The sequence below is a fragment of the Corallococcus exiguus genome, from assembly GCF_009909105.1.
In the GTDB taxonomy this organism is placed as follows: Bacteria; Myxococcota; Myxococcia; order Myxococcales; family Myxococcaceae; genus Corallococcus; species Corallococcus exiguus.
The window spans coordinates 462,456-483,881 of record NZ_JAAAPK010000003.1 but is presented as its reverse complement, the minus strand read 5'-3'; the positions used below and the strand labels follow the sequence as shown (position 1 = coordinate 483,881).

The 21,426-nt window shown below is 68.2% G+C and carries 10 protein-coding genes; 5 read left to right on the top strand and 5 right to left on the bottom strand.

The genetic code is table 11. From position 1 onward, the window contains the following. Positions 1 to 7: 7 nt before the first annotated feature. Positions 8 to 2,110 carry a sulfatase family protein gene (locus tag GTZ93_RS13420; protein WP_139915889.1) on the bottom strand — a complete coding sequence of 701 codons (2,103 nt, stop codon included), beginning with the start codon at positions 2,108 to 2,110 and terminating at the stop codon, positions 8 to 10. A 236-nt stretch (positions 2,111 to 2,346) separates the two neighbouring features. Between GTZ93_RS13420 and dnaE the strand changes: the two genes are divergently transcribed. From dnaE to GTZ93_RS13400, 4 genes are all read left to right on the top strand, one after another. Further along, positions 2,347 to 5,892: a DNA polymerase III subunit alpha gene (gene dnaE / locus GTZ93_RS13415; RefSeq protein WP_139915890.1), complete on the top strand. Its 3,546-nt coding sequence runs from the start codon at positions 2,347 to 2,349 to the stop codon at positions 5,890 to 5,892. A 20-nt stretch (positions 5,893 to 5,912) separates the two neighbouring features. Further along, positions 5,913 to 6,716, top strand: coding sequence for an SDR family oxidoreductase (locus GTZ93_RS13410; protein ID WP_139915891.1), 804 nt, complete (start codon positions 5,913 to 5,915; stop codon positions 6,714 to 6,716). Positions 6,717 to 6,841: 125 nt separating this feature from the next. Next, a complete protein-coding gene (locus GTZ93_RS13405) occupies positions 6,842 to 11,788 on the top strand; it encodes a lamin tail domain-containing protein (protein WP_139915892.1) in 4,947 nt (1,648 codons plus the stop codon). Positions 11,789 to 12,025: 237 nt separating this feature from the next. Next, on the top strand, positions 12,026 to 13,978 hold the full coding sequence (locus GTZ93_RS13400; RefSeq protein ID WP_139915893.1) for a M3 family metallopeptidase: 1,953 nt from the start codon (positions 12,026 to 12,028) through the stop codon (positions 13,976 to 13,978). 56 nt (positions 13,979 to 14,034) lie between these two features. On the opposite strand, the gene GTZ93_RS13395 is transcribed toward GTZ93_RS13400, so the two are convergent. Beyond that, complete coding sequence (locus GTZ93_RS13395) at positions 14,035 to 16,542, bottom strand: glycogen/starch/alpha-glucan phosphorylase (protein WP_120575837.1); 2,508 nt, start codon at positions 16,540 to 16,542, stop codon at positions 14,035 to 14,037. Between the two features lie 277 nt (positions 16,543 to 16,819). Between GTZ93_RS13395 and GTZ93_RS13390 the strand changes: the two genes are divergently transcribed. After that, on the top strand, positions 16,820 to 17,407 hold the full coding sequence (locus GTZ93_RS13390) for a DUF2378 family protein (protein WP_139915894.1): 588 nt from the start codon (positions 16,820 to 16,822) through the stop codon (positions 17,405 to 17,407). 71 nt (positions 17,408 to 17,478) lie between these two features. Here the strand turns inward: GTZ93_RS13390 and GTZ93_RS13385 are convergent, their stop codons facing one another. From GTZ93_RS13385 to GTZ93_RS13375, 3 genes are all read right to left on the bottom strand, one after another. Then, positions 17,479 to 18,669: a M23 family metallopeptidase gene (locus GTZ93_RS13385; protein ID WP_120575835.1), complete on the bottom strand. Its 1,191-nt coding sequence runs from the start codon at positions 18,667 to 18,669 to the stop codon at positions 17,479 to 17,481. Between the two features lie 85 nt (positions 18,670 to 18,754). After that, positions 18,755 to 20,248: a SpoVR family protein gene (locus GTZ93_RS13380; RefSeq protein ID WP_139915895.1), complete on the bottom strand. Its 1,494-nt coding sequence runs from the start codon at positions 20,246 to 20,248 to the stop codon at positions 18,755 to 18,757. Between the two features lie 42 nt (positions 20,249 to 20,290). Continuing rightward, complete coding sequence (locus GTZ93_RS13375; RefSeq protein ID WP_014399124.1) at positions 20,291 to 21,400, bottom strand: DUF444 family protein; 1,110 nt, start codon at positions 21,398 to 21,400, stop codon at positions 20,291 to 20,293. Positions 21,401 to 21,426 lie beyond the last annotated feature (26 nt).

Sequence of the window (21,426 nt, the reverse complement as noted above, 5' to 3'; positions counted from 1 at the left end):
GCTTCGTTCATGGTCCCACGGCGCCGCGAGCCTCACCGGTCGCATCCGGCAGTTCCGCCGCCAGCTTCGCCCGCATCGTGGCCACGACGTTCGGATTGTCTCCCGCCACGTCCCGCAGTTCCGCCGGATCCGACACTGTGTCGAAGAGCTGCACCCGAACCCCATCCGGCGTGGGCAGCTCCAACAACTTCCACCGTCCCAGATACAAACCTCGGTGCCGCGCCCGGCGCACCGGTCCCTCCCACTCTGGCTTCAGCGCAATCTCCCCCGTGTCGCCCTCCACCATCGCAATCTCATAGAGCCACGGATACGGCACGCGCACCGTCTGATATGCATGCCCATCCCTGTCGCTGAACCAGATATCCGTTTCAATCAGTGCGGGCACATCCGGCAACGCCTTGGGCTCAGGCCCCGGCCTCGCGAGCGACGCCAACGAGCGCCCCCGGAACGACTCCGGCGCGGGCACGCCCAGCAAATCCAACACCGTCGGCGCCACGTCCAGCGAACGCGCCCGCTGCGTCACCTGCCGCCCTGAGGCCACCTGCCCGGGCAGCCGCACCACGAACGGGATCCGCAACCCCGCGCTGCCCCACAGGTGGTCTCCATGGCCCTGACCCAGCCCTTCATCCTCCAGGTGCTCGCCATGGTCCGACACCAGCACCACCAGCGTGTCATCCCACCGCCCCCGGCGCTCCAGGTCCGCGCGCACATTCCCCACGAGCCCATCAAACGTGCGCACTCCCGCGTCGTAGTTCGCACCCAGCGCCGCGACATCCTCCGGCGTGGTCGCGGGCGCATCCGGATCCACCTCCATCCGAGGCGTCGCTCCAAACCGCCAGGGCCCCCGATATCCCCGCTCCACGTACTTGCCCTCCAGCGGCCACGGCGCGGCGTACGGGAAGTGCGTGGATGACGCGAACACCACCAGCGCGAACGGCGCGTCCTCCGGCAGCCCATCCAGCACATGCCGCACCCGCGTGCGCAGCGGGGCAGGGTCCGTCAGCTCCGGGAACTCGCCCCGTTCCTTGAACAGCCCCGGCGCCAGCGCCGTCCACGGCAGCAGCGCCACGTGGGTGATGAGCATCCGCTGCCGCACCAGGTCCGGGAAGCGGAAGTCCGGCGCGGACACCTTCTGGAATCCGTACGGGAACCGCGAGAAATGATCCCCCGCGTAGTCCGCCACCACCGCCGTGCGGTACCCCTGCGCCTCCAGCGCTGTCGCCAGCGTGGTGAGCTTCGTCTCGCGCGCCTCACGTCCCACCAGCGTGTGCACCACCGGGTGCTCGCCCGCGTACTGCGACGTGAGCAGCGTCGTCCACGACGGCGCCGTGCGCGGCACCTGCACCACCGTATCGTTGAAGCGCGTGCCTTCCTCCATCAACTGGTCGATGTTCGGCGACGTGGACCGCGAATAGCCGTTGCCCGACAGGTGATCCGGCCGCAGCCCGTCCGACGCCAGGATGAGCAGGTTCGGCCGCGCACGTCCGGGGGATTCCGGCCCCTGCTCCGTCCGAGTCAGCCCCAGCCCCGTGAAGCCCGCCACCGCCGCCGCGGCCGTCACGCCACCCAGCACGCCGCGCCAGCGGGGCGACTCCGCCAGCCACCGTCCCACCACCGCCAGCACACTCAACACCGGCAGCACCAAGGCCGCGAACGTCCACCCCGACGGCTGCGTGCCGCTCAGCACCCGCAGCACCTCCGCCGTCACCTCCGAGCGCTCATACAGCGTCGCCGCGTACAGGTGCGGATGCCTCGCCATGTCCGCCGTCACCAGGAAGCCCTCCACCACCAGGCACCCCAGGCCGCTCAGCCAGAACACCGCGCGCCGGCTCCGCTCCGCCGCCCACAGCCCGGCCCCCAGCAGCGCCCCCAAGAGCAGCCCCACCGCGCAGTACGCGCCCAACAGCCGCGCCACCTGCCACAGCACCACGCGCCGCCACTCGCTCCACACGTACTCCGTGACGACGCGGCTCTCGTTCCCCTGGTAACCCAGTTGCATGTTCAGCAGGGCACAGAGCGTGTAGAGCGCCAGGAAGACGAGCAGGCCCGCCCGGCAGCCCAGCAGGAGGGCGCGAGCGAGCGTCGGCGGTGTACGGGCGAAGGCGGGCATCCTGGGGCAGCGTGGTCACGAATCCCACGGCGGCCACCCCACTCCCGGAAGGAGTGCCCACGCCCGGACGGACGGGGGGCTGGAATTCCGCTCCCGGTGTCTCCCAGGCCGGTAATCCGGGCCCTGGATCCATCGCGGCCCCGCTGTTTTCACCTGTGCCGTTACTGGACTGGCGAGCAGGGGTTGCGGGCTCTAGTGTTCGGGCGCCTCTTTCTTCACCGGGAGCCGGAACGCCCATGTCCTTTACCCACCTCCACCTCCACACCCTCTATTCGCTGCTGGATGGGGCCATCCGGATGAAGGACCTCATCAAGACGGTGAAGGAGAAGGGCATGTCGAGCGTGGCCGTGACGGACCACGGCAACATGTTCGGCACCATCGACTTCTACAAGAAGGCCAAGGACGCCGGCATCAAGCCCATCCTCGGCCTGGAGGCCTACGTCGCGGGCCCCAAGGGGCGCGAGGACCGTTCGGAGAAGGTGGCCCACCACCTCATCCTCCTGGCCAAGAACGCGGAGGGCTACGCGAACCTGCGCTACCTGTCCTCCACCGCGTACATGAACGGGTTCTACTACCACCCGCGCATCGACAAGCAGGTGCTCGCGGAGCACAGCAAGGGCCTCGTCGGCCTCACCGCGTGCCTGGGCGGTGAAGTCACGAGCGCGTGCTTCCGCGGCGACATGGACCACGCCCGCCGCGTGGCCGCCGAATACAAGGGCATCTTCGAGCCCGACAGCTTCTACCTGGAGGTCCAGTCCAACGGCATGGTCGAGCAGGACAAGGCCAACGAGAACCTGAAGCAGCTGTCTCGTGACCTGGACATCCCGCTCGTCGCCACCGCGGACGCGCACTACATCAAGCGCGAGGACGCCAAGGCGCACGAACTGCTCATGTGCATCGCCAGCGGCAAGACGCTGGCGGACAACAAGCGCCTGCGCCACTCCACCGACAAGCTCTACGTCACGAGCCCGGAGGAGATGCTCGGCTTCTTCTCCGACTCTCCGGAGGCCGTGCACAACAGCATGCGCATCGCGGAGATGTGCAACGTGGAGCTGAAGCTGGGCAAGCCCATGCTCCCCACGTTCAAGGTGCCGGATGGCCACACCCCGGACTCCTTCATGTCGGAGCTGTCCTATGAGGGCCTCCGCCAGCGCTTCAAGGAACTGGAAGGCCAGTACCCCATCGACCGCGAGCAGTACCAGGCGCGCCTCACGCTGGAGCTGGGCGTCATCCAGCGCATGGGCTTCTCCGGCTACTTCCTCATCGTCCAGGACTTCATCAACTGGGCCAAGGACCACAACATCCCGGTGGGCCCGGGCCGTGGCTCCGGCGCCGGTTCGCTGGTCGCCTACGCGCTGCGCATCACCGACCTGGACCCCATCCCGTACAACCTCCTCTTCGAGCGCTTCCTCAACCCGGAGCGCGTGTCGATGCCGGACTTCGATATCGACTTCTGCCAGGACCGGCGCGACGAGGTCATCAAGTACGTGGGCCGCAAGTACGGCGAGATGAACGTGGGGCAGATCATCACGTTCGGCTCGCTCAAGGCCAAGAGCGTGCTGCGCGACGTGTGCCGCGTCTTCGGCCTGCCGTTCAGCGAAGGCGACCGCATCGCCAAGCTGGTGCCCGAAGTCCTCAACATCACCTTGAAGGAGGCCATCGAAATGGAGCCTCGCCTCAAGGAGATGATCGAAAAGCCCCAGAACATCGGCGAGGTGGAGGGCAACCCCGTCACCACCAAGGACGTGCTGGAGATCGCGCTCGCGCTGGAGGGCCTGCACCGCCAGCCCGGCATGCACGCCGCGGGCGTGGTCATCGCGGACAAGCCGCTTTGGGAGTTCGTGCCCGTCTACCAGCCGCCCGGCGAGAAGATCCTCATCACCCAGTTCGCCAAGGACGAGGTGGAGGCCGCGGGCCTGGTGAAGTTCGACTTCCTCGGCCTGAAGACGCTCACGGTCATCCAGCACGCGCTGGACCTGGTGAACCGCAACCACGGCAAGGACATCAAGCGGCACGAAATCCCGCTGCACGACGAGAAGATGTGGCAGCTGATGGCGGAGGGCGACACCGCCGGCGTCTTCCAGATGGAGTCCAGCGGCTTCACCGAAATGGTGATGAAGCTCAAGCCCACCTGCTTCGAAGACGTCATCGCCGCGGGCGCGCTCTACCGCCCGGGTCCGCTGGACGCAGGCATGGTGGACGTCTTCATCAACCGCAAGCACGGCCGGGAGAAGGTGTCCTACCCGCACCCCAACCTGGAGCCGGTGCTCAAGGACACCTACGGCGTCATCGTCTACCAGGAACAGGTGATGCAGATCTCCCAGGTGCTGGGAGGCTACACCCTGGGCCGCGCCGACCTTCTTCGCCGCGCCATGGGCAAGAAGAAGGCCGAGGTCATGCAGGCCGAGCGGGCCGGCTTCCTCGAAGGCTGCAAGATCAACAACGTGGACCTGAAGGTCGCGGGCGAAATCTTCGACCTGATGGAGAAGTTCGCCGAGTACGGCTTCAACAAGAGCCACTCCGCGGCGTACGGCCTGGTCACCATCCACACGGCGTGGCTCAAGGCCCACTACCCGTGCGAATTCATGGCCGCCCTTCTCACCAGCGAGAAGGACAACACCGACAAGGTGGTGAAGCACATCGGCGAGGCCCGCGAGTCGGGCACGCAGGTGCTGCCGCCGGACGTGAACCTGTCCGACCTGGCCTTCGGCGCGGTGGAGGGGAAGATCCGCTTCGGTCTGGGCGCCATCAAGGGCGTGGGCGAGGGCGCCATCGAGTCCATCCTGGAGGCGCGCAAGGAAGGCCCCTTCAAGAGCCTCTTCGACTTCTGCGAGCGCGTGGACGGCCGTCGCGTGAACCGCAAGGTGCTGGAAGCGCTGGTCAAGGCCGGCGCCTTCGACTTCGAGAAGCGCCCCCGCGCGCAGCTCTTCGAGACCATCGAGCGCGCGATGAACCGCGGCTCCTCCAGCCAGAAGGACAAGGCCGCGGGCCAGAGCTCGCTGTTCGGCATGCTCTCGGGTCCCGCGTCCGCTGGCACCGGCCTCAAGGATGACTACGCGGCGGTGGAGGAGTGGCCGGAGAAGGAGCGTCTGGCCTTCGAGAAGGAGTCCATCGGCTTCTACGTGTCCGGCCACCCGCTGTACCAGTACGAGAAGGAGCTCAAGCGCTACGCGCGGCCCATCACCGCCGTGCAGCGCGCGCGCCGCGACGAGAAGCTCACCGTGGCGGGCATCATCACCGTGCTGCGCGAGCGCCCCACCAAGACGGGCAAGCGCATGGCGTGGGTCACCATTGAAGACCTGTCCGGCTCCACGGAGCTGGTGTGCTTCCCGGGCAAGGACGGGACGCGCAACGTGATGGGCAAGGACGGCAAGTGGGCCAAGCAGGGCCCCAAGCCGGGATACGAGCACTGGGAGCACCTGCTCAAGTCGGACGACCCCATCCTCGTCACCGGCACCGTGCAGATTTCGCAGCGCGACGAGAACACGCCCACCGCGGAGCTCATCGTCGACGACATCCAGAGCCTCAAGGCCGTGCGTGAGAAGCGCACCAAGCGGCTGGAGTTGCGGCTGCCCGCGGAGATCGTCACGGAGGAGCGGCTGGCGAAGCTCAACGAGCTGGCGAAGAAGTACGCGGGCGCGACCCCGGTGGCGGTGAGCGTGCTGTTCCCCGGGGAGGCGGAGGCGCACATCTCCGGCACCACCCTCAAGGTGCAGGTGAACGACGATTTGCTCCTCGCCGTGGACCGCCTCTTCGGGCAGAAGGTCGTCGAGTTCGGCTGATTTCGAAAGGAAGCGACTCCATGGCGGACAGCGTGTTCAAGGATGGGCTGCTCAAGGGCAAGACGGCGTTCGTCTCCGGCGGCAGCAGCGGCATCAACCTCGGCATCGCCACCGCGTTCGTGAAGGCGGGCGCGAAGGTGGCCATCAACGGCCGCAACGTGGAGAAGCTGGAGGGCGCGGTGAAGGGCCTCCAGGCCCACGGCACCGCGATGGGTGTCGCCGCGGACGTGCGCGACTACGCGTCCGTGGAGAAGGCGTTGCAGCAGGTGAAGGACGCGTACGGTGAGATCGACGTGCTGGTGTGCGGCGCCGCCGGCAACTTCCCCGCGCCCGTGCTGGGCATGTCCTCCAACGGCTTCAAGGCGGTGATGGACATCGACGTGCTGGGCACCTTCAACGTGTCCCGCGCCGCCTTCGAACATCTGCGCAAGCCGGGCGCCGCCGTCATCAACATCTCCGCGCCCCAGGCGTACCTGCCCATGGCCATGCAGGCCCACGTGTGCGCCGCCAAGGCCGGCGTGGACATGCTCACCCGCGTGCTCGCCATCGAGTGGGGCGGCACGGGCGTGCGCGTCAACGCCATCACCCCGGGCCCGATTGAAGGCACGGAGGGCATGAGCCGCCTCGCCCCGTCGGAAGGCGCCCGGCAGAAGCTCGCGGAAGCCCTGCCGCTCCAGCGCTTCGGAAAGCCGGATGACATCGCCCGGCTGGCCCTGTTCCTGTCCTCGGACGCCGCGTCGTACATCACCGGCGCCATCATGGTCTGCGACGGTGGGCAGTCCCTGTTGGGCGGCGCCGCGGTGCTTCAAGCCATCAACGGCTGATTCCAGTTGATGTGCAAACTTCCGGCCCTGCTTCGCGGTGGCCGGGGGATGTCTGCTAGAAAGCACTGCACCCCCGCGTGAGGCGCACGCTGCCGCGCGGGGCTGCTCGCTGGACGGAGACATTCATGTCCCCACGGATTGCTGTGCTCGCCCGCTGTCTGGGGCTGAGCGTGCTGTGTCTGGGCTTGTCGCTGGGCTGCAAGGATTCTGGAACCCCGCCGCAGCCTCCTCCGGAGGTGGAGAGCGTGGTGGACGCCGCTGCCTCCAAGGTGGTGGTGGACCGGCCCACGGGGGTGTTGGCGAACGGCGTCGACGCCGCGGTCGTCACGGTGACGGCGCTGCGCAAGGCGGACGGCTCGCGGCTGTCCGCGCGCGCGGTGTCGGTGACGGTGGAGGGGGAGGGTGCCTCCGTCCTGGAGTCCGCGGTCATCACCAACATCCAGGGGGAGGCCCAGACGCGGGTGATGTCCACGGTGCCGGGCGTGAAGACGGTGAAGGCGTCCGTGAAGGACGACACCGGCAAGATGGTGCAGCTCACCCAGACGGCCACGGTGGAGTTCGCCGACGTCAGCACCGTGAAGACGCTGGCGTTCCGCTCGGCGCTGCCGGATGGCGTGGCGGGCGAGCCGCTCAAGCTCCTGGTGGTGGAGGTTCGGGACGGCGCCGGCGCGGTGGTGACGGACAGCACGGCGGAGGTGACGCTGTCGCTGGGCTCCGGCGGCATCGTGTTCCCGGAGGGCCAGGTGAAGGTGACCGCCGTGAACGGCGTCGCGACCTTCCCGGACGTGGTGCTGAAGAAGGCGGGCGGGGGCTACCACTTCATCGCGAACGCCCCGGGCTTCGAGCCCGTGGCCAGCACCGTCTTCTCAGTGGCGCCCGGTGCGGTGAAGGGGGTGGGGCTGGACCGCTTCCTGGACAACGTCACGGTGGGCGTGGCGGAGGCCCAGGAGGTCACGCTGGAGGACCTCCATGGCAACGCGGCGACGAACTACACGGGCACGGTGACGCTGACGTCCACGGACGCGGCCGCGACACTGCCCTCCCACACGTTCACCGCCACGGATGCGGGCAAGTTCAAGTTCCAGGGCATCACCTTCCGCACGGCCGGGCCCCAGTTCCTGACCCTCGCGGACAGCGAGGGCGCCTTCTCCTTCGAGTTCAGGGTGATGGTGTCCGCCGCGGCGGCCTCGAAGCTGGCGTTCACGCAGCAGCCGGCCACGCGTGTGTCGACGCGTGCGTCCCTGGGGACCGTGAAGGTGGCGGTGCTGGACGCCTTCGGCAACCCGGTGTCGGTGACCGGACTGGCGGTGAATCTGTCGCTGCCTGCGGGGGCCTTCACGCTCGCGGGGACCGTGAGCGCGGCGCCGGTGGACGGCGTCGCGACGTTCACGGGGTTGAGCATCGCGGGGCATGGCACCACGCACCTGGTGGCCTCCGCGCAGGGCCTGCAGGACGTGAGCAGCGCGGACGTGCAGGTGGTGGACGACGTGGCGCCCGCGAAGCCGGTGCTGACGCAGACGGGGGCCACGGAGACAGGCCTCACCGTGCAGTGGACGGGCGTGGGCGATGATGGCGCGCTGGGGCAGCTGGCGTCGCAGGAGCTGCGCTACTCGACGTCCGCCATCACCACGGACGCGGCCTTCAACGCGGCGACGCCGGTGACCGTCGCTGCTCCGGTGCCTCCGGGCACGGTGCAGTCCGCGACGCTTACTGGCCTGGCGCCGGGCAAGACGTACCACGTGGCGCTGAGGGCCACGGACGCGCACGGCAACTCCGCGCGCTCGGACAGCCTCGCGGTGTCCACGGTGAACGCGGCGGTGACGCAGCTGGCTTTCACGACGCAGCCTTCGAATGGCAACGCGGGCTCGGCGCTCGCGAACGTGGCCGTGTCGCTGCTGGACTCGCGCGGTGATGTCGTCCCCGACGCCACCACCGCGGTGACGCTGAGCCTCACTGGCCAGTCCGGCTTCCAGGCCGTGACGGTGGCGGCGGTGGACGGCGTGGCGACCTTCTCCGGCCTGCGCGTGGACATGGCGGGCACGTTCACGTTCACGGCCACGGCGGGCGCGCTGACGCAGGGGAGCCAGTCCTTCACGGTGGGCGCCGGTGCGGCGGCCAGGCTCGTGCTCCCGGCCTTCCCGGACCCGATTGACGCGGGCGACGCGAACGACGTGACCGTGTCCGTGACGGATGCCTTTGGCAACCGCATCCCGGACTACGTCGGCACGGTGCACTTCACGTCCTCGGACGCGCAGGCGGAGCTGCCTCCGGACGCTGTCTTCGCCCCGGCGGACCAGGGCGAGAAGACCGTCTCCGGCCTCGTGTTCAAGACGGCGGGCACGCAGTCGCTCACCGCCACGGACACCGCGACCCCGGCCCTCACCGCGACGGTGGACGCGGAGGTGCGCGCCAGCACGGCCGTGTCCTTCGAAGTCGTCGCGAGCGCGGGCCCCTTCGGCGCGGGCCAGTCGCTGAGCTACGAGCTGGTGGCGCGTGACACCTACGGCAACGTGGCGAAGGAGTACGCGTCCACGGTGACGTTCTCCTCCTCGGATGCGCAGGCGGTGCTGCCCGGCGCGTATACGTTCACCCTGCTGGACGAGGGCCGGCACACCTTCAGCGTGGAGTTGCGCACCGCCGGAGACCAGGAGGTCACCGCGGAGGACGTGGCGGACCCGTCGCTCACGGCCTCGCATACCTACGCCATCATCCCCGCCTCCGGAGACCACCTGACCTTCGCCTCCGCGCCCACGACGGGGGCGGTGCGGGAGTCGCTGGTGGACATCGAGGTCGCGGTGCAGGACGCCTACGGCAACACCGTCACGGACGCGGCGGTGGACGTGCAGCTGGCGCTGGCGGGCGGCACCTTCGCCCAGGGACTCCCCACGCGCACCACCGTGGGCGGCGTGGCCACCTTCGCTGAGCTCAGCGTCAATGACGAGGGCACCTACCAGTTCCAGGCGAGCGCGGACGAGTTCCAGGACATCACGTCCGCGGACCTGATCATCTTCGACACGCAGGCACCGGCCGCCGCGGCGGGCTTCAGCGCGACGGCGGTGGACGGCGCCAGCATCCGGCTGGACTGGCAGGCGCCGGGCGATGACGGCGCCCTGGGCACGGCCGCTCGCTACGAGCTGCGCTACGCCACGGCCGCCATCACCGACGCCAACTTCGACTCGGCCACGCTCGTGACGGGCGTGGCGGCGCCGAAGACGGCGGGCGCGGCGGAGTCCTTCACCGTGACCGGCCTGACGGAGGCCACGACGTACCACTTCGCGCTGAAGGCGTTCGACGGCGCGGACAACGCCAGCGCGCTGGCCACCGCGAGCACCGCGACCACCAACCCGTGCAGCGGCTACGTGTGCACGCCGCCCGCGTCCCAGTGCGCGGAGGACGGCACGTCGCTGGAGGTCTACGCGTCGGTGTGCGTGGTGCAGAACGGCGCGCCGACCTGCGTGGACGGCGAGACGACGCTCCAGGCCTGCCCCGGCGCGGACGCGGTCTGCTACGCGGGCGCGTGCGCCAACGCGCCGCACCCGGGCGCGGGCGAGCTGGTCCTCTCGGAGGTGATGCACTCGCCGTTCGCGGGCACCACCGAGTACCTGGAGCTGACCAACACCACGTCGAAGCTGCTGGACGCCAACGGCCTGGTGGTGGACCTGGTGGACGGCGCGGGCACGGCCACGTCCATCACGGTGAACCACGGCCACGCGCTGCTGGTGCCGGCGGGGGGCCGCACGGTGCTCGCGCAGAACGCGAACTTCGGCACCAACGGTGGCGTGGCGGCGAACGACGCCTGGGGCACGGACAAGTCCATGGACAGCACCGGTTCCATCACGCTCAAGCAGGGCTCGGTGACGGTGGACAGCCTGACGTACACGAGCGCGTTCCCCCAGACGACGGGCCGGGCCATGAGCCTCGCGTCCAGCATCATCGGGACGAAGGGCAGCAGCCACGCCTGGTACTGGTGTGACTCCACCGGCAGCCTGTCGGGCGGGGACCGGGGCACGCCGGGCCAGGCCAACGACGACTGCGGCCTGAACGTGGAGAAGCCGGTCAACTACTGCGCCATCCAGTACCCGAAGACGTTCCCGTCGCCGGACGGCACGTACCCGGCGGCCATCACCCCCAACGACAGCTACGACATCTTCAGCCAGTTCTACAGCTACGACGTCACGTCGCGGAACACGAAGGGCAACGACTTCTACCCGCGCATCGAGGCGCAGCTGGGCTACGGCACGGACGCCACCAACCCGGCGGGCTGGACGTGGACGGCGGCGGCCTTCAACCCCGGCTTCACCACGCCGGGCTCCAACAACGACGAGATGAAGGCCGTCCTCCAGATTCCCACGGCCGGCACGTACAGCTATGGCTTCCGTTACCGGTTCACGGACGCGGGCGCGCCGTGGGTGTACTGCGACCAGAACGGCAAGGTGGCTCCGCCCGCGGGCACCTGGGGCACGGTGCAGGTGGGCAAGCCCGCGCTGACGAACCACGTGGTCATCAGCGAGTTCAGCGGCGGCAACGGCGCTGGCACCGCTGCGACGGACGAGTTCATCGAAATCTACAACCCGACGAACGTGGACGTGGACCTGTCCAACTGGCAGGTCAGCTACAAGTCCGCCACGGGGACCACCTGGAGCTCCACCGTCACCATCCCCGCCGGAAAGGTCATCCGCGCCCACGGCTTCTTCCTCCTGGGCGGGGCGAACTACGTCGGCACGGGCACGGCCACCAAGGACGTCGGTTACACCTTCGACGCCTCGGCCTCCACGACCGCCGGTGGCCACGTCCGCATCCAGCAGCTCGTGAGCGGGACGTACGTGGACGTGGACAAGCTGGGGTGGGGAACCGGCAATGCCCCCGAGGGCACCGCGGCCCCTGCCCATCCGGGGGTGGGCGGAAGCCTGGAGCGCAAGGCCGTGTCCACCTCCACTTCCACCACCATGGCCGTGGGAGGCACGGACGCCGCCCGGGGCAACGGGCAGGACACGGACAACAACAGCGTGGACTTCGTGACCCGCGCCGTCCGGCAGCCGCAGGGCTCCACGAGCCCGCTCGAGTTCTACTGACGCCTCTGTTTCACCCCTGAGAAGTCCCAGGAAGGCCGCCTCCGGCACGCACGCCGGGGCGGCCTTCCGCCTTTGAGGCACCGGCCGCCCGTCCGCCGCCCGACGGACGGGGCGGGGGAGGGCGTCCACTGCCCGGCAACCGCTCGCGCCGGAGCACACGGATGCTGCCAGGGCGTGCGGGGCGCATTAGCTTTGAGCCCTTTGCAGCACACCCACGGCTTGAGAGGAGCCCTTCCCGTGTCCGACCCCCTGGTCCCCGACGCCGCCCGCCACGTCACCTGCCCGCCGGAGGAGTTCCGCCGCGCGAGCGAGGAGGCCCTGGCCAAGGCCCGCGACGGCATCGCGCGACTGAAGACGCTGCCCGCCTCCACGCCCTCTCAGGACGTCCTGGAGCTGTTCGACGAGTCCTCCGCCGCGCTGGATGACGCCGCCGCGCGCGCCAGCGTCGTGCGCCACACGCACCCGGAGGTCGCCCTGCGCGAGGCCGCGGAGGCCGCCGAGCAGGCCATCGAGAACCTGGCCAACGACATCCGCATGGACCGGGGCGTCTACGACGTCCTCGCGGCCGTGAGCCTGGCCAACGAGGACGCCGCCACGCGCAAGTGGATGGAGAAGGTGCTGCGCGACTTCCGCCGCGCCGGCGTGGACCGCGACGAAGCCACCCGCGCGAAGGTGAAGGCGCTCCAGGAGGAACTGGTCCGCATTGGCCAGGAGTTCAGCCGCAACATCAGCCAGGACACCCGCAAGGTGGCGCTGCCCCCGGCCGCGCTGGACGGCCTGCCGGAGGACTACGTGCGCGCGCACGCCCCTGGCGAGGACGGCCAGGTGCGCATCTCCACGGACTACCCGGACCTGGTGCCCTTCCTCACCTACGCGCGCGACGGCAAGGCCCGCGAAGAGCTCTGGCGCGCCAACCGCCAGCGCGGCTACCCCGCCAACGTGAACGTGCTCCAGAGCCTGGTGCAGAAGCGCCATGAGCTGGCCACGCTCCTGGGCTACCTCCACTGGGCCGCCTACGCCACCGAGGACAAGATGGTGCGCAGCGCGGACGCCGCGGGCACCTTCATCCGGAAGATCGCCGACGCGTCCGAAGAGCGCATGAAGCGCGACTACGCGGTGCTCCTGGAGCGCAAGCGCAAGGACGACCCGAAGGCCGACCAGGTGAACCCGTGGGACTCCGGCTACCTGGATGACCGCGTGAAGGCGGAGCAATACGCCTTCGACTCGCAGACGGTGCGCCCGTACTTCGAGTACACGCGCGTGAAGCAGGGCGTGCTGGACCTGACCGCGCGCCTCTTCGGCGTCACCTACCGCCCGGTGAAGGACGTGCCCGTGTGGCACCCGGACGTGGAGGCCTATGACGTCTACGAAGGCCAGACGCTCAAGGGCCGCTTCTTCCTGGACATGCACCCGCGCGCGGACAAGTACAAGCACGCGGCCCAGTTCACGCTGACGAGCGGCAAGTCAGGCCGGCGGCTCCCGGAAGGCGCGCTCATCTGCAACTTCCCCAAGCCCGGCACGGAGCCCGCGCTCATGCAGCACGGCGACGTGGAGACCTTCTTCCACGAGTTCGGCCACCTGCTGCACCACATCTTCGGCGGCCACACGAAGTGGGCGGGCCTGTCCGGCGTGCGCACGGAGTGGGACTTCGTGGAGGCCCCGTCGCAGATGCTGGAGGAGTGGGCGCGTGACGTGACGTGCCTGCAGACCTTCGCGAAGCACTACCAGACGGGGGAGGCGCTGCCCGCGGAGCTGGTGGAGCGCATGCTCGCCGCGGACGAGTTCGGCAAGGGCCTCTTCGTGCGCCAGCAGATGTTCTACGCGGCGCTCAGCCTGGAGCTGTACCGGCGCGACCCGAAGAACCTGGACGCCACCGCGCTCGTGCGCGAGCTGCAGGGCCAGTACATCCCCTTCCCGTACCTGGAGGGCACGTACTTCCACCTCACCTTCGGGCACCTGGATGGGTACTCGTCCAACTACTACACGTACATGTGGTCGTTGGTCATCGCGAAGGACCTCTTCACGGTGTTCCAGACGAAGGGCCTGCTCAACCCGGAGCCCGCGCAGGACTACCGCCGCGCGGTGCTGGAGCCGGGCGGCTCCGACGACGCCGCGCGCCTGGTGCACCACTTCCTCGGCCGCGACTACGACTTCCGCGCGTACGAGGCGTGGCTGAACAAGGCCGCGTAAGCCGCTGACGACACGGCAGCCCCAGGAGGCTGGGGCTGCCGGTGCTCAGCGGAACGTCACTCCACCTTCGTCTGCTGCACGCGCCAGATCTCCTCCGCGTACTGCTTGATGGTGCGGTCGGAGGAGAAGATGCCCGCGCGGGCGACGTTGATGATGCACTTCTTCGTCCAGGACTCGGTGTCCTTGTAGGCGCGCGCCACGTCCTCCTGCTTCGCCGCGTAGGCCGCGAAGTCCGCCAGCACCAGATAGCGGTCCTCGTTGAGCAGGCTGTCCACCAGCGGCTGGAAGAGGTTGCGGTCCTCCGGGGAGAAGAAGCCGGAGCGGATGAGGTCCAGCGCCTCGCGCAGCTCCGTGTTGGACTCGTACACCTCGCGCGGCTTGTAGCCGGCCTTCTTGCGCGCGATGACCTCGTCCGCCGTGAGGCCGAAGAGGAAGAAGTTCTCGTCGCCCACCGCGTCGCGAATCTCCACGTTGGCGCCGTCCAGCGTGCCCAGCGTCAGCGCGCCGTTGAGCATCAGCTTCATGTTGCCCGTGCCGGACGCTTCCCAGCCCGCCGTGGAGATCTGCTCGGACACGTCCGCCGCGGGGATGATGCGCTCCGCCAGGCTCACCCGGTAGTTGGGCAGGAACACCACCTGCAGCCCCGTGGCGCCCGCGTCGCTGTTGACCACCTCCGCGATGCCATTGATCAGCCGGATGGTCAGCTTCGCCAGGTGGTAGCCCGGCGCGGCCTTCGCGCCGAAGAGGAACGCGCGCGGCGCGATGACGCTGGACGGGTCGCGGCGCGCCTTCATCCACAGCGCCACGATGTGGACGGCGTCCAGCAGCTGCCGCTTGTACTCGTGCAGGCGCTTGATCTGCACGTCGAAGATGGCGTCCGGATTGAGCTGCACCCATCGCAAGTCCCTCACGTGCTGGGCCAGCTCGTCCTTGTTGGCGCGCTTCACCTCGCGGAAGGCCTTGCGGAACTCCGGGTCCTCCGCGTGCGCCTCCAGCTTCAGGAGCTGGTCCAGGTCCGTGGCCCAGCCCTCACCAATGCGGCTGGTGATGAGCTTGGACAGGCGCGGGTTGCACCACGCCAGCCACCGGCGCGGCGTCACGCCGTTGGTCTTGTTGTTGAAGCGCTCCGGGTACATCTGCGCGAAGTCCGGCAGCACGTCGCGGCGCAAGAGGTCCGTGTGCAGCGCGGCCACGCCGTTGATGCTGTGGCTGCCCACCACGGCCAGGTGGGCCATGCGGATCTTCTTCTCCGAGCCCTCCTCCACCAGGCTCATCCGCTGCTGCTTCTCCACGTCGAACGGGTAGCGGATCTGCACCTGACGCATGAAGCGCTGGTTGATCTCGAAGATGATCTCCAGGTGACGCGGCAGCAGCCGCTCGAACAGCGACACCGGCCAGCGCTCCATGGCCTCCGCGAGGAGCGTGTGGTTGGTGTAGCCGAACGTCTCCTGGGTGATGGACCACGCCTCGTCCCAGAGCAGGCGCCGCTCGTCCACCAGCACGCGCATCAGCTCCGCCACGCCAATGGCCGGGTGCGTGTCATTGAGCTGGATGGCCACCTTCCGGGAGAAGTCACGGAAGTCGTTGTGGTTCTTCAGGTAGCGCCGGACGATGTCCGCGATGGAGCACGCCACGAAGAAGTACTGCTGCTTGAGGCGCAGCTCCTTGCCGGCCTGGAACGCGTCGTTGGGGTAGAGGACCTTGGAGATGACCTCCGAGTCGTTCTTCTCCACCACGGAGCGCTCGTAGTCACCGGCGTTGAACAGCAGCAGGTCGAACTCCGCGCTCGCGCGCGCCTGCCACAGCCGCAGCGTGTTGACCGTGTTGTTGCCGTAGCCCGCGATGGGTGTGTCGTACGGCACGCCAATCACTGTCTTGCCGCCCACCCAGCGCGCCACCGGCCGGCCATCCGGACCCTGGTGGTGCTCCACGCGCCCGAAGAAGCGCACCGGCACCGCCTTCTCCGGCCGCACGATTTCCCACGGGTTGCCGAACTTCAGCCACTCGTCCGCGCGCTCCACCTGGTGTCCCTCCACCAGGTCCTGGGAGAAGATGCCGAACTCGTAGCGGATGCCGTAGCCCATGCCCGGGTAGCCCAGGGTGGCCAGCGAATCCAGGAAGCACGCCGCCAGCCGGCCCAGACCGCCGTTGCCCAGGCCCGCGTCCGGCTCCATCTCCAAGAGCTGGCTCAGATCCACGCCGACTTCCTGCATGGCGGCGGCCGCGGCCTCGTACATGTTGAGGTTGAGCAGGTTGTTGCCCAGCGCGCGACCCAGCAGGTACTCCGCGGACAGGTAATAGGCGCGCTTGACGTCCTGCTCGTAGTAGGTGCGCGCCGTCTTCACCCAGCGGTCCGTGAGGCGGTCGCGCACGGCCAGCGACAGCGCCATGAAGCGGTCGTGCGGGGTGGCCGTCTCCGGGTTCTTGCCGCGCGAATAGCGCACGTGTTCGAAGAAGCCGCGACGGACGCTGGCCGCGTCGAGCCCGGTGCGGCCGCTGTCTTCGGGAGCTCCCGAGGCGGAGGGCGTGGGCGATGCGGGGCGCGCGGAGGCGGGAGGAGCCATAAGTCGGTCGTCTCGAGGGTCGCGAGGGGGTTGATGGACTGCGCAAGCGCCCGCGCTTTTGACGCGGGACGCCCATGACGGAAGGGTACCGTGTCATGCCAGCCCAGGGCAGGGGAAACCCTCGTTCCCTGCCGGGGTCGGCCGCTTCCCCCGCCAGGGAGGGAAGGTGCTCGGGGACCCGCCGTGACGCGGCGCGGCCCCAGGGCGTGTGAAGGCAAGCACATCCAATTCGTGGAAGGACCGGAAGCGCGCGGAACTGGAGTACAACGGATCGCGAATGTCCTTCCCCCTGGATGACCTGGAGCAGCGCATCGCCCTCACCCGGCCAGGGGACACCGTGCGGGGGTTGAGCTTCGCGGCGGTGCTGAGGCTCGTGCACCAGCGGCTGGGGCGTGACGCCTCGGAGCGCCTGCGCGCGCCGCTCATGCAGCGCAGCCCCGTGGACTTCTTCTCCTATCCGGCGGTGGATTTCCTGCGGCTGCTCGCCTTCGCGTCGGAGGCGCTCCAGCCGGAGTTCGGCACGCGTGACGCGGCCCTGCGGGCGTGCGGGCAGTCCATCGTCGGGACGTTCTTCGAGTCCACGGTGGGGCAGACGCTCCTGCGCCTCACCTCAGGCGGCGGAGACCCCAAGCGCCTGTACAGCAACGCGCCCGCGTCCTACTCCACCGCGGTGAGCTACGGGCAGCGCGAGTACCAGGCCCTGGGCGACAAGCGCGTGCGGCTGCTCTTCAAGGGCGACCTGCTGCCCGTGGAGGTCCACGAGGGCATCCTCATGGGTCCCCTCACCGCGCTGCACCGTGAAGGCAGTGTGCGGGGCTCCGAGCGGTGCCTGGGCGACTCCGAGTTCATCATCGATTGGAGCTGAGAAAAGCGACGGGCCCCGCTCCACCGTGAAGGGGAGGGGGCCCGTGGGCTTTCAACTCAAGACTCCTGAGTCTACTTCGTGGCGGTGGGCGGCGGGCCCGCCTTGCCGGCGACGGCGGCCACGGACACGGCGTCAATCTGCTGGGCCATGTCATGCGCCTTGGCGAGGAAGTCCGCCGTCAGCTCCTTGGGCAGCGGATCCGCGCGAGGGAACTTCTGGGTGAGCGGGTTGGCGTAGGTGCCGTTGCGCTTCAGGCCGAAGTGCAGGTGCGGGCCGGTGGAGCGGCCGGTGTTGCCGGAGTAGGCAATCACCTGCTTCTGCCGCACGCGCTGGCCGGCGCGCACGCCGTCACCGAAGCGCGACAGGTGCATGTACTGCGTCTCCATGCCGTTGGCGTGGCGCAGCAGCACCATGTTGCCGGCGGCGCCCGCGTTGCCCGCGGACACGACGGTGCCGTCCGCCACGGCCCACACCGGGGTGCCAATGGGCGTGCCGTAGTCCACGCCGTTGTGGTTCTTCAGGTACTGGAGCACCGGGTGGAAGCGCGACCCGAAGCTGCTGGTGACGTGCGCGTACTTCAGCGGGCTCTTGAGGAAGGTCTTCTTCGCGCTGGCGCCGTCCTCCTGGAAGAAGTTGGCCTCGCCGTTGGGCAGCACGTAGCGGAACACGCGCTTGTTGCCCACCAGGCCGCCCTCATACGTGGCCGCCAGCACCTCGCCGTAGCGCAGCACGCGGCCCTTGGAGACGAACTTCTCCACCAGGGCCTTCGCCTTGTCGCCCTTGCGCACGTCCCGGTAGAAGTCGATGTCCCACGCGAACACGTCCGACAGCACCAGGCCGATGGACGGGTCCTCGCCCGCGGCCAGCGTCGCCTCGTACAGGGACGAGTTGATCTCCAGCGACACCAGCGACACCTGCTTCTCCACCTCGATGGAGCGCTTGCTGCCGATGTACTTCTCCCCGTCGCGGCGCACCTGCCACTCGTCCACGGTGCTCTGGCGGTAGTCGAAGAAGTCCAGCTCGCCGTTCTTCATCACCAGCCGGAACTGGTCGCCCACGCGCGACTTGCGGAAGTCGAACACGCCCTCCAGCGCGGAGATGACCGCTGTCACCTGCTCGTCGGGCAGCTGCGCGTCGTGCAGCGCACCCGCCAGCGTCTGGCGCGGCTCGATGCGACGGTTCTTGATTTCGAACTGGGTGGCGGCTTCGGACGTCGAAGCCACCCCGAGGGCGGCAAGGCAGAGGAGGGAAGCGGTCTTCATGGGGGGCGATACAGGAGTGTAGAGGACTGTTGGTCCTCCGCCCAAATCCTGACCGCACTTCCCCGCCCGCCTGCCTGCTTGGCGGTTACAGCTCCACTTTCTTTTCCGAGTGGTGCTGCCCGTCGTAGCGCAGCAGGGCTCCCTTGCCGTCGTAGCGCGTGATGATGTTCACGGGCCGCCGCCACAGGGACTGGAGGTTGCGCAGCGTCTCCCGCGCGTAGTCGCTCTTCAGGTCCTGCCCGTCGTGCTTGTGCGCGAGCAGCAGCTCCGAGCGGTTCTCGTAGTTGCCATCCACCACTTCGATGATGGGCTGGCCGAAGTTGGTGAGCGACGTGAGCAGCTTGTTCTTCACCTTGCGGAACTCGCGGTCGAGGATTTCCCACGAGTTGCGCTTGTCGTTGAAGCCGTAGACGAAGAGCTTCTGCTGCTGGGCGAACTCGGCGGTGAGGAACGTGTCGATGAAGGTGATGTCGTTGTAGTGCTTGCGCACCTCGAAAATCTTTTCGCGCCCCGCGCCCAGCTTCTTGTCCCAGGCCTGGCGTGCGCGAAGGTCATCGCACTCGTCCCACTCCTTGCCGAACTTGCCCTTGTTCCACCGGTCCTCGATGTCCCGCCACAGCTCGATGCCCAGCTTGTATGGGTTGATGGCGCCAGGGCGCACGCCCATGGTGCCGGAGTGGTGGTCCGCGTAGTCGATGATCTCATCGTCCCGCAGCGCCCGACGGGTCATGATGGTGGAGTGCCAGTAGCTGGCCCACCCCTCGTTCATGATCTTCGTCTGGCCCTGCGGCGCGAAGTAATACGCCTCGTCGCGCAGGATGGAGAGGATGTCCACCTCCCACGGCTCCAGCGGCGCGTGCTCCAGCAGGAAGTAGAGCACGTCGCGCTGAGGGCGCTCCGGGAAGCGCTTGCGCTGCTGCTTCTCGTCCTCGGCGCGCTTGCGCTGTGAGTCCATGAACTCGGAGGGGTTGATGAAGCCGCGCATGTACTCGCGGTTCACCTTGAAGCCCTCCACGCGCTCGTTGGACTTGGCCTCTTCCTCCGCGCGCTGCGGGTCCGGGTTGCGCCGGATGTGGGGCGCGTGCTGGTCGATGAGGTTCTCCAGCGACAGCGTCCGGTCGATGAAGTCCTCCACCTTCTCCACGCCAATCTTGTCCACCCACCGACGGACGCGGGTGGCGTGGTTGGCCATGTCGTCAATCATCCGGCGGTTGGTGTGCCGGAAGGAGAAGTTGTTCTTGAAGAAGTCGCAGTGACCGTAGACGTGGGCCATCACCAGCTTCTGGTCCACCTCCGGGTTGCTCTCCATCAAGTAGGCGTAACAAGGGTCGTTGTTGATGACGAGCTCGTAGATTTTCGAAAGCCCGTACTCGTACCCCTTCGCCAGCTGCTCGTACTCCATGCCCCAGCGCCAGTGGGGATAGCGGGTGGGGAAGCCGCCGTAGGCGGCCACCATGTTCATCTCGTCGTAGCTCACCATCTCGAAGACGGTGTCGAAGAAATCCAGGCCGAACTCCTTGGCGTAGCCGTGGATTTCATCCCGCAGCGCTGCGAGTCGCGGTGTAAGGCTCTTGGGCATGGGGCGGTGGCTCCGGTGGGGGATGAGACAGAAGCGCTGGTGTCAGCGCCCCTTGCCGAGGAAGTCCTTGATGGAGGCGTAGATGGCGTCCTTGTCCGCGATCTCGCTCAGCGCGACGTTGTTCGTGTCACCCACCGCCTCGCGCAGGTCCTTGATGAACTGCCCGCTGCCGTAGGGGGACTCCACCTGTCCGTAGGCGAACTGGTTCACCTGCGGGAGGATGTCGTTGCGGAGCATCTCGATGCACTGGCGCGTGTCGTCCGCGCTCCAGTTGTCCCCGTCGCTGAAGTGGAACGGGTAGATGTTCCACGCGCTCTTCGGGTAGTCCGCCTGGATGATGTCCCGGCACAGCTTGTACGCGCTGGAGATCATCGTCCCGCCGGATTCACGGGTGTGGAAGAACGTGTCGCGGTCCACTTCGCGCGCCACCGCGTCGTGGATGATGTAGCGCGACTCCAGGCCCTTGTACTGATGCTTGAGCCACGTATCGAGCCAGAAGCTCTCGATGCGGACGATCTCCTTCTGCTCGTCCCCCATCGAGCCGGACACGTCCATCATGTAGATGATGACCGCGTTGGTTTCCGGCAGCTCCTGGAGCTTGTAGCTGCGGTAGCGCCGGTCCTCGCGCGTGGGGATGATGACCGGCATCTTCGGGTCGTAGGTGCCGGTGGCGATCTGCCGCTTCAGGGCCTGCTTGAAGGTGCGCTTGAAGTGGCGCAGCGACTCCGGGCCCGTGGTGTTCACGCCCGTGTACTTCACCTTCTGCGTGACGATGCGCTCGTTCTGCCGCCGTTCGATGCGCGGCAGCTGGAGCTCCTCGCCAAGAATCTGCGCCAGCTCCTCCAGCGTGACGTCCACCTCCAGGGCGTGGTCTCCCTCGCCCTGGCCGGCCTGGTGCCCGTCCCCGGGCTCCACAGCCCCGGGGCCGAGCTGCTGACCCACCTCACCGTCTCCCTGTCCGACGCCGCCCTGCTCCTTGTGGCCGTACTTGAAGCGCGGGATGTCGATGAAGGGGATGGGGATGCTGATGGCATCCTTGCCCTTCTTGCCCAGCATCTCGCCCTTCTGCACGTACTTGCGCAGGTTGGCTTTGATCTTCCCGCGGACGATCTGTTTGAAGCGGGAGTGGTCCTGGTGGATCTTCAAGGTCACGGTGTCACGTCCCTCTTGAGGCAAGT

Coding starts and splice junctions, on each gene's coding strand:
- GTZ93_RS13420 (WP_139915889.1), bottom strand. CDS start 2,110: ATGCCCGCCTTCGCCCGTACACCGCCGACGCTCGCTCGCGCCCTCCTG.
- dnaE (WP_139915890.1), top strand. CDS start 2,347: ATGTCCTTTACCCACCTCCACCTCCACACCCTCTATTCGCTGCTGGAT.
- GTZ93_RS13410 (WP_139915891.1), top strand. CDS start 5,913: ATGGCGGACAGCGTGTTCAAGGATGGGCTGCTCAAGGGCAAGACGGCG.
- GTZ93_RS13405 (WP_139915892.1), top strand. CDS start 6,842: ATGTCCCCACGGATTGCTGTGCTCGCCCGCTGTCTGGGGCTGAGCGTG.
- GTZ93_RS13395 (WP_120575837.1), bottom strand. CDS start 16,542: ATGGCTCCTCCCGCCTCCGCGCGCCCCGCATCGCCCACGCCCTCCGCC.
- GTZ93_RS13390 (WP_139915894.1), top strand. CDS start 16,820: ATGTCCTTCCCCCTGGATGACCTGGAGCAGCGCATCGCCCTCACCCGG.
- GTZ93_RS13385 (WP_120575835.1), bottom strand. CDS start 18,669: ATGAAGACCGCTTCCCTCCTCTGCCTTGCCGCCCTCGGGGTGGCTTCG.
- GTZ93_RS13380 (WP_139915895.1), bottom strand. CDS start 20,248: ATGCCCAAGAGCCTTACACCGCGACTCGCAGCGCTGCGGGATGAAATC.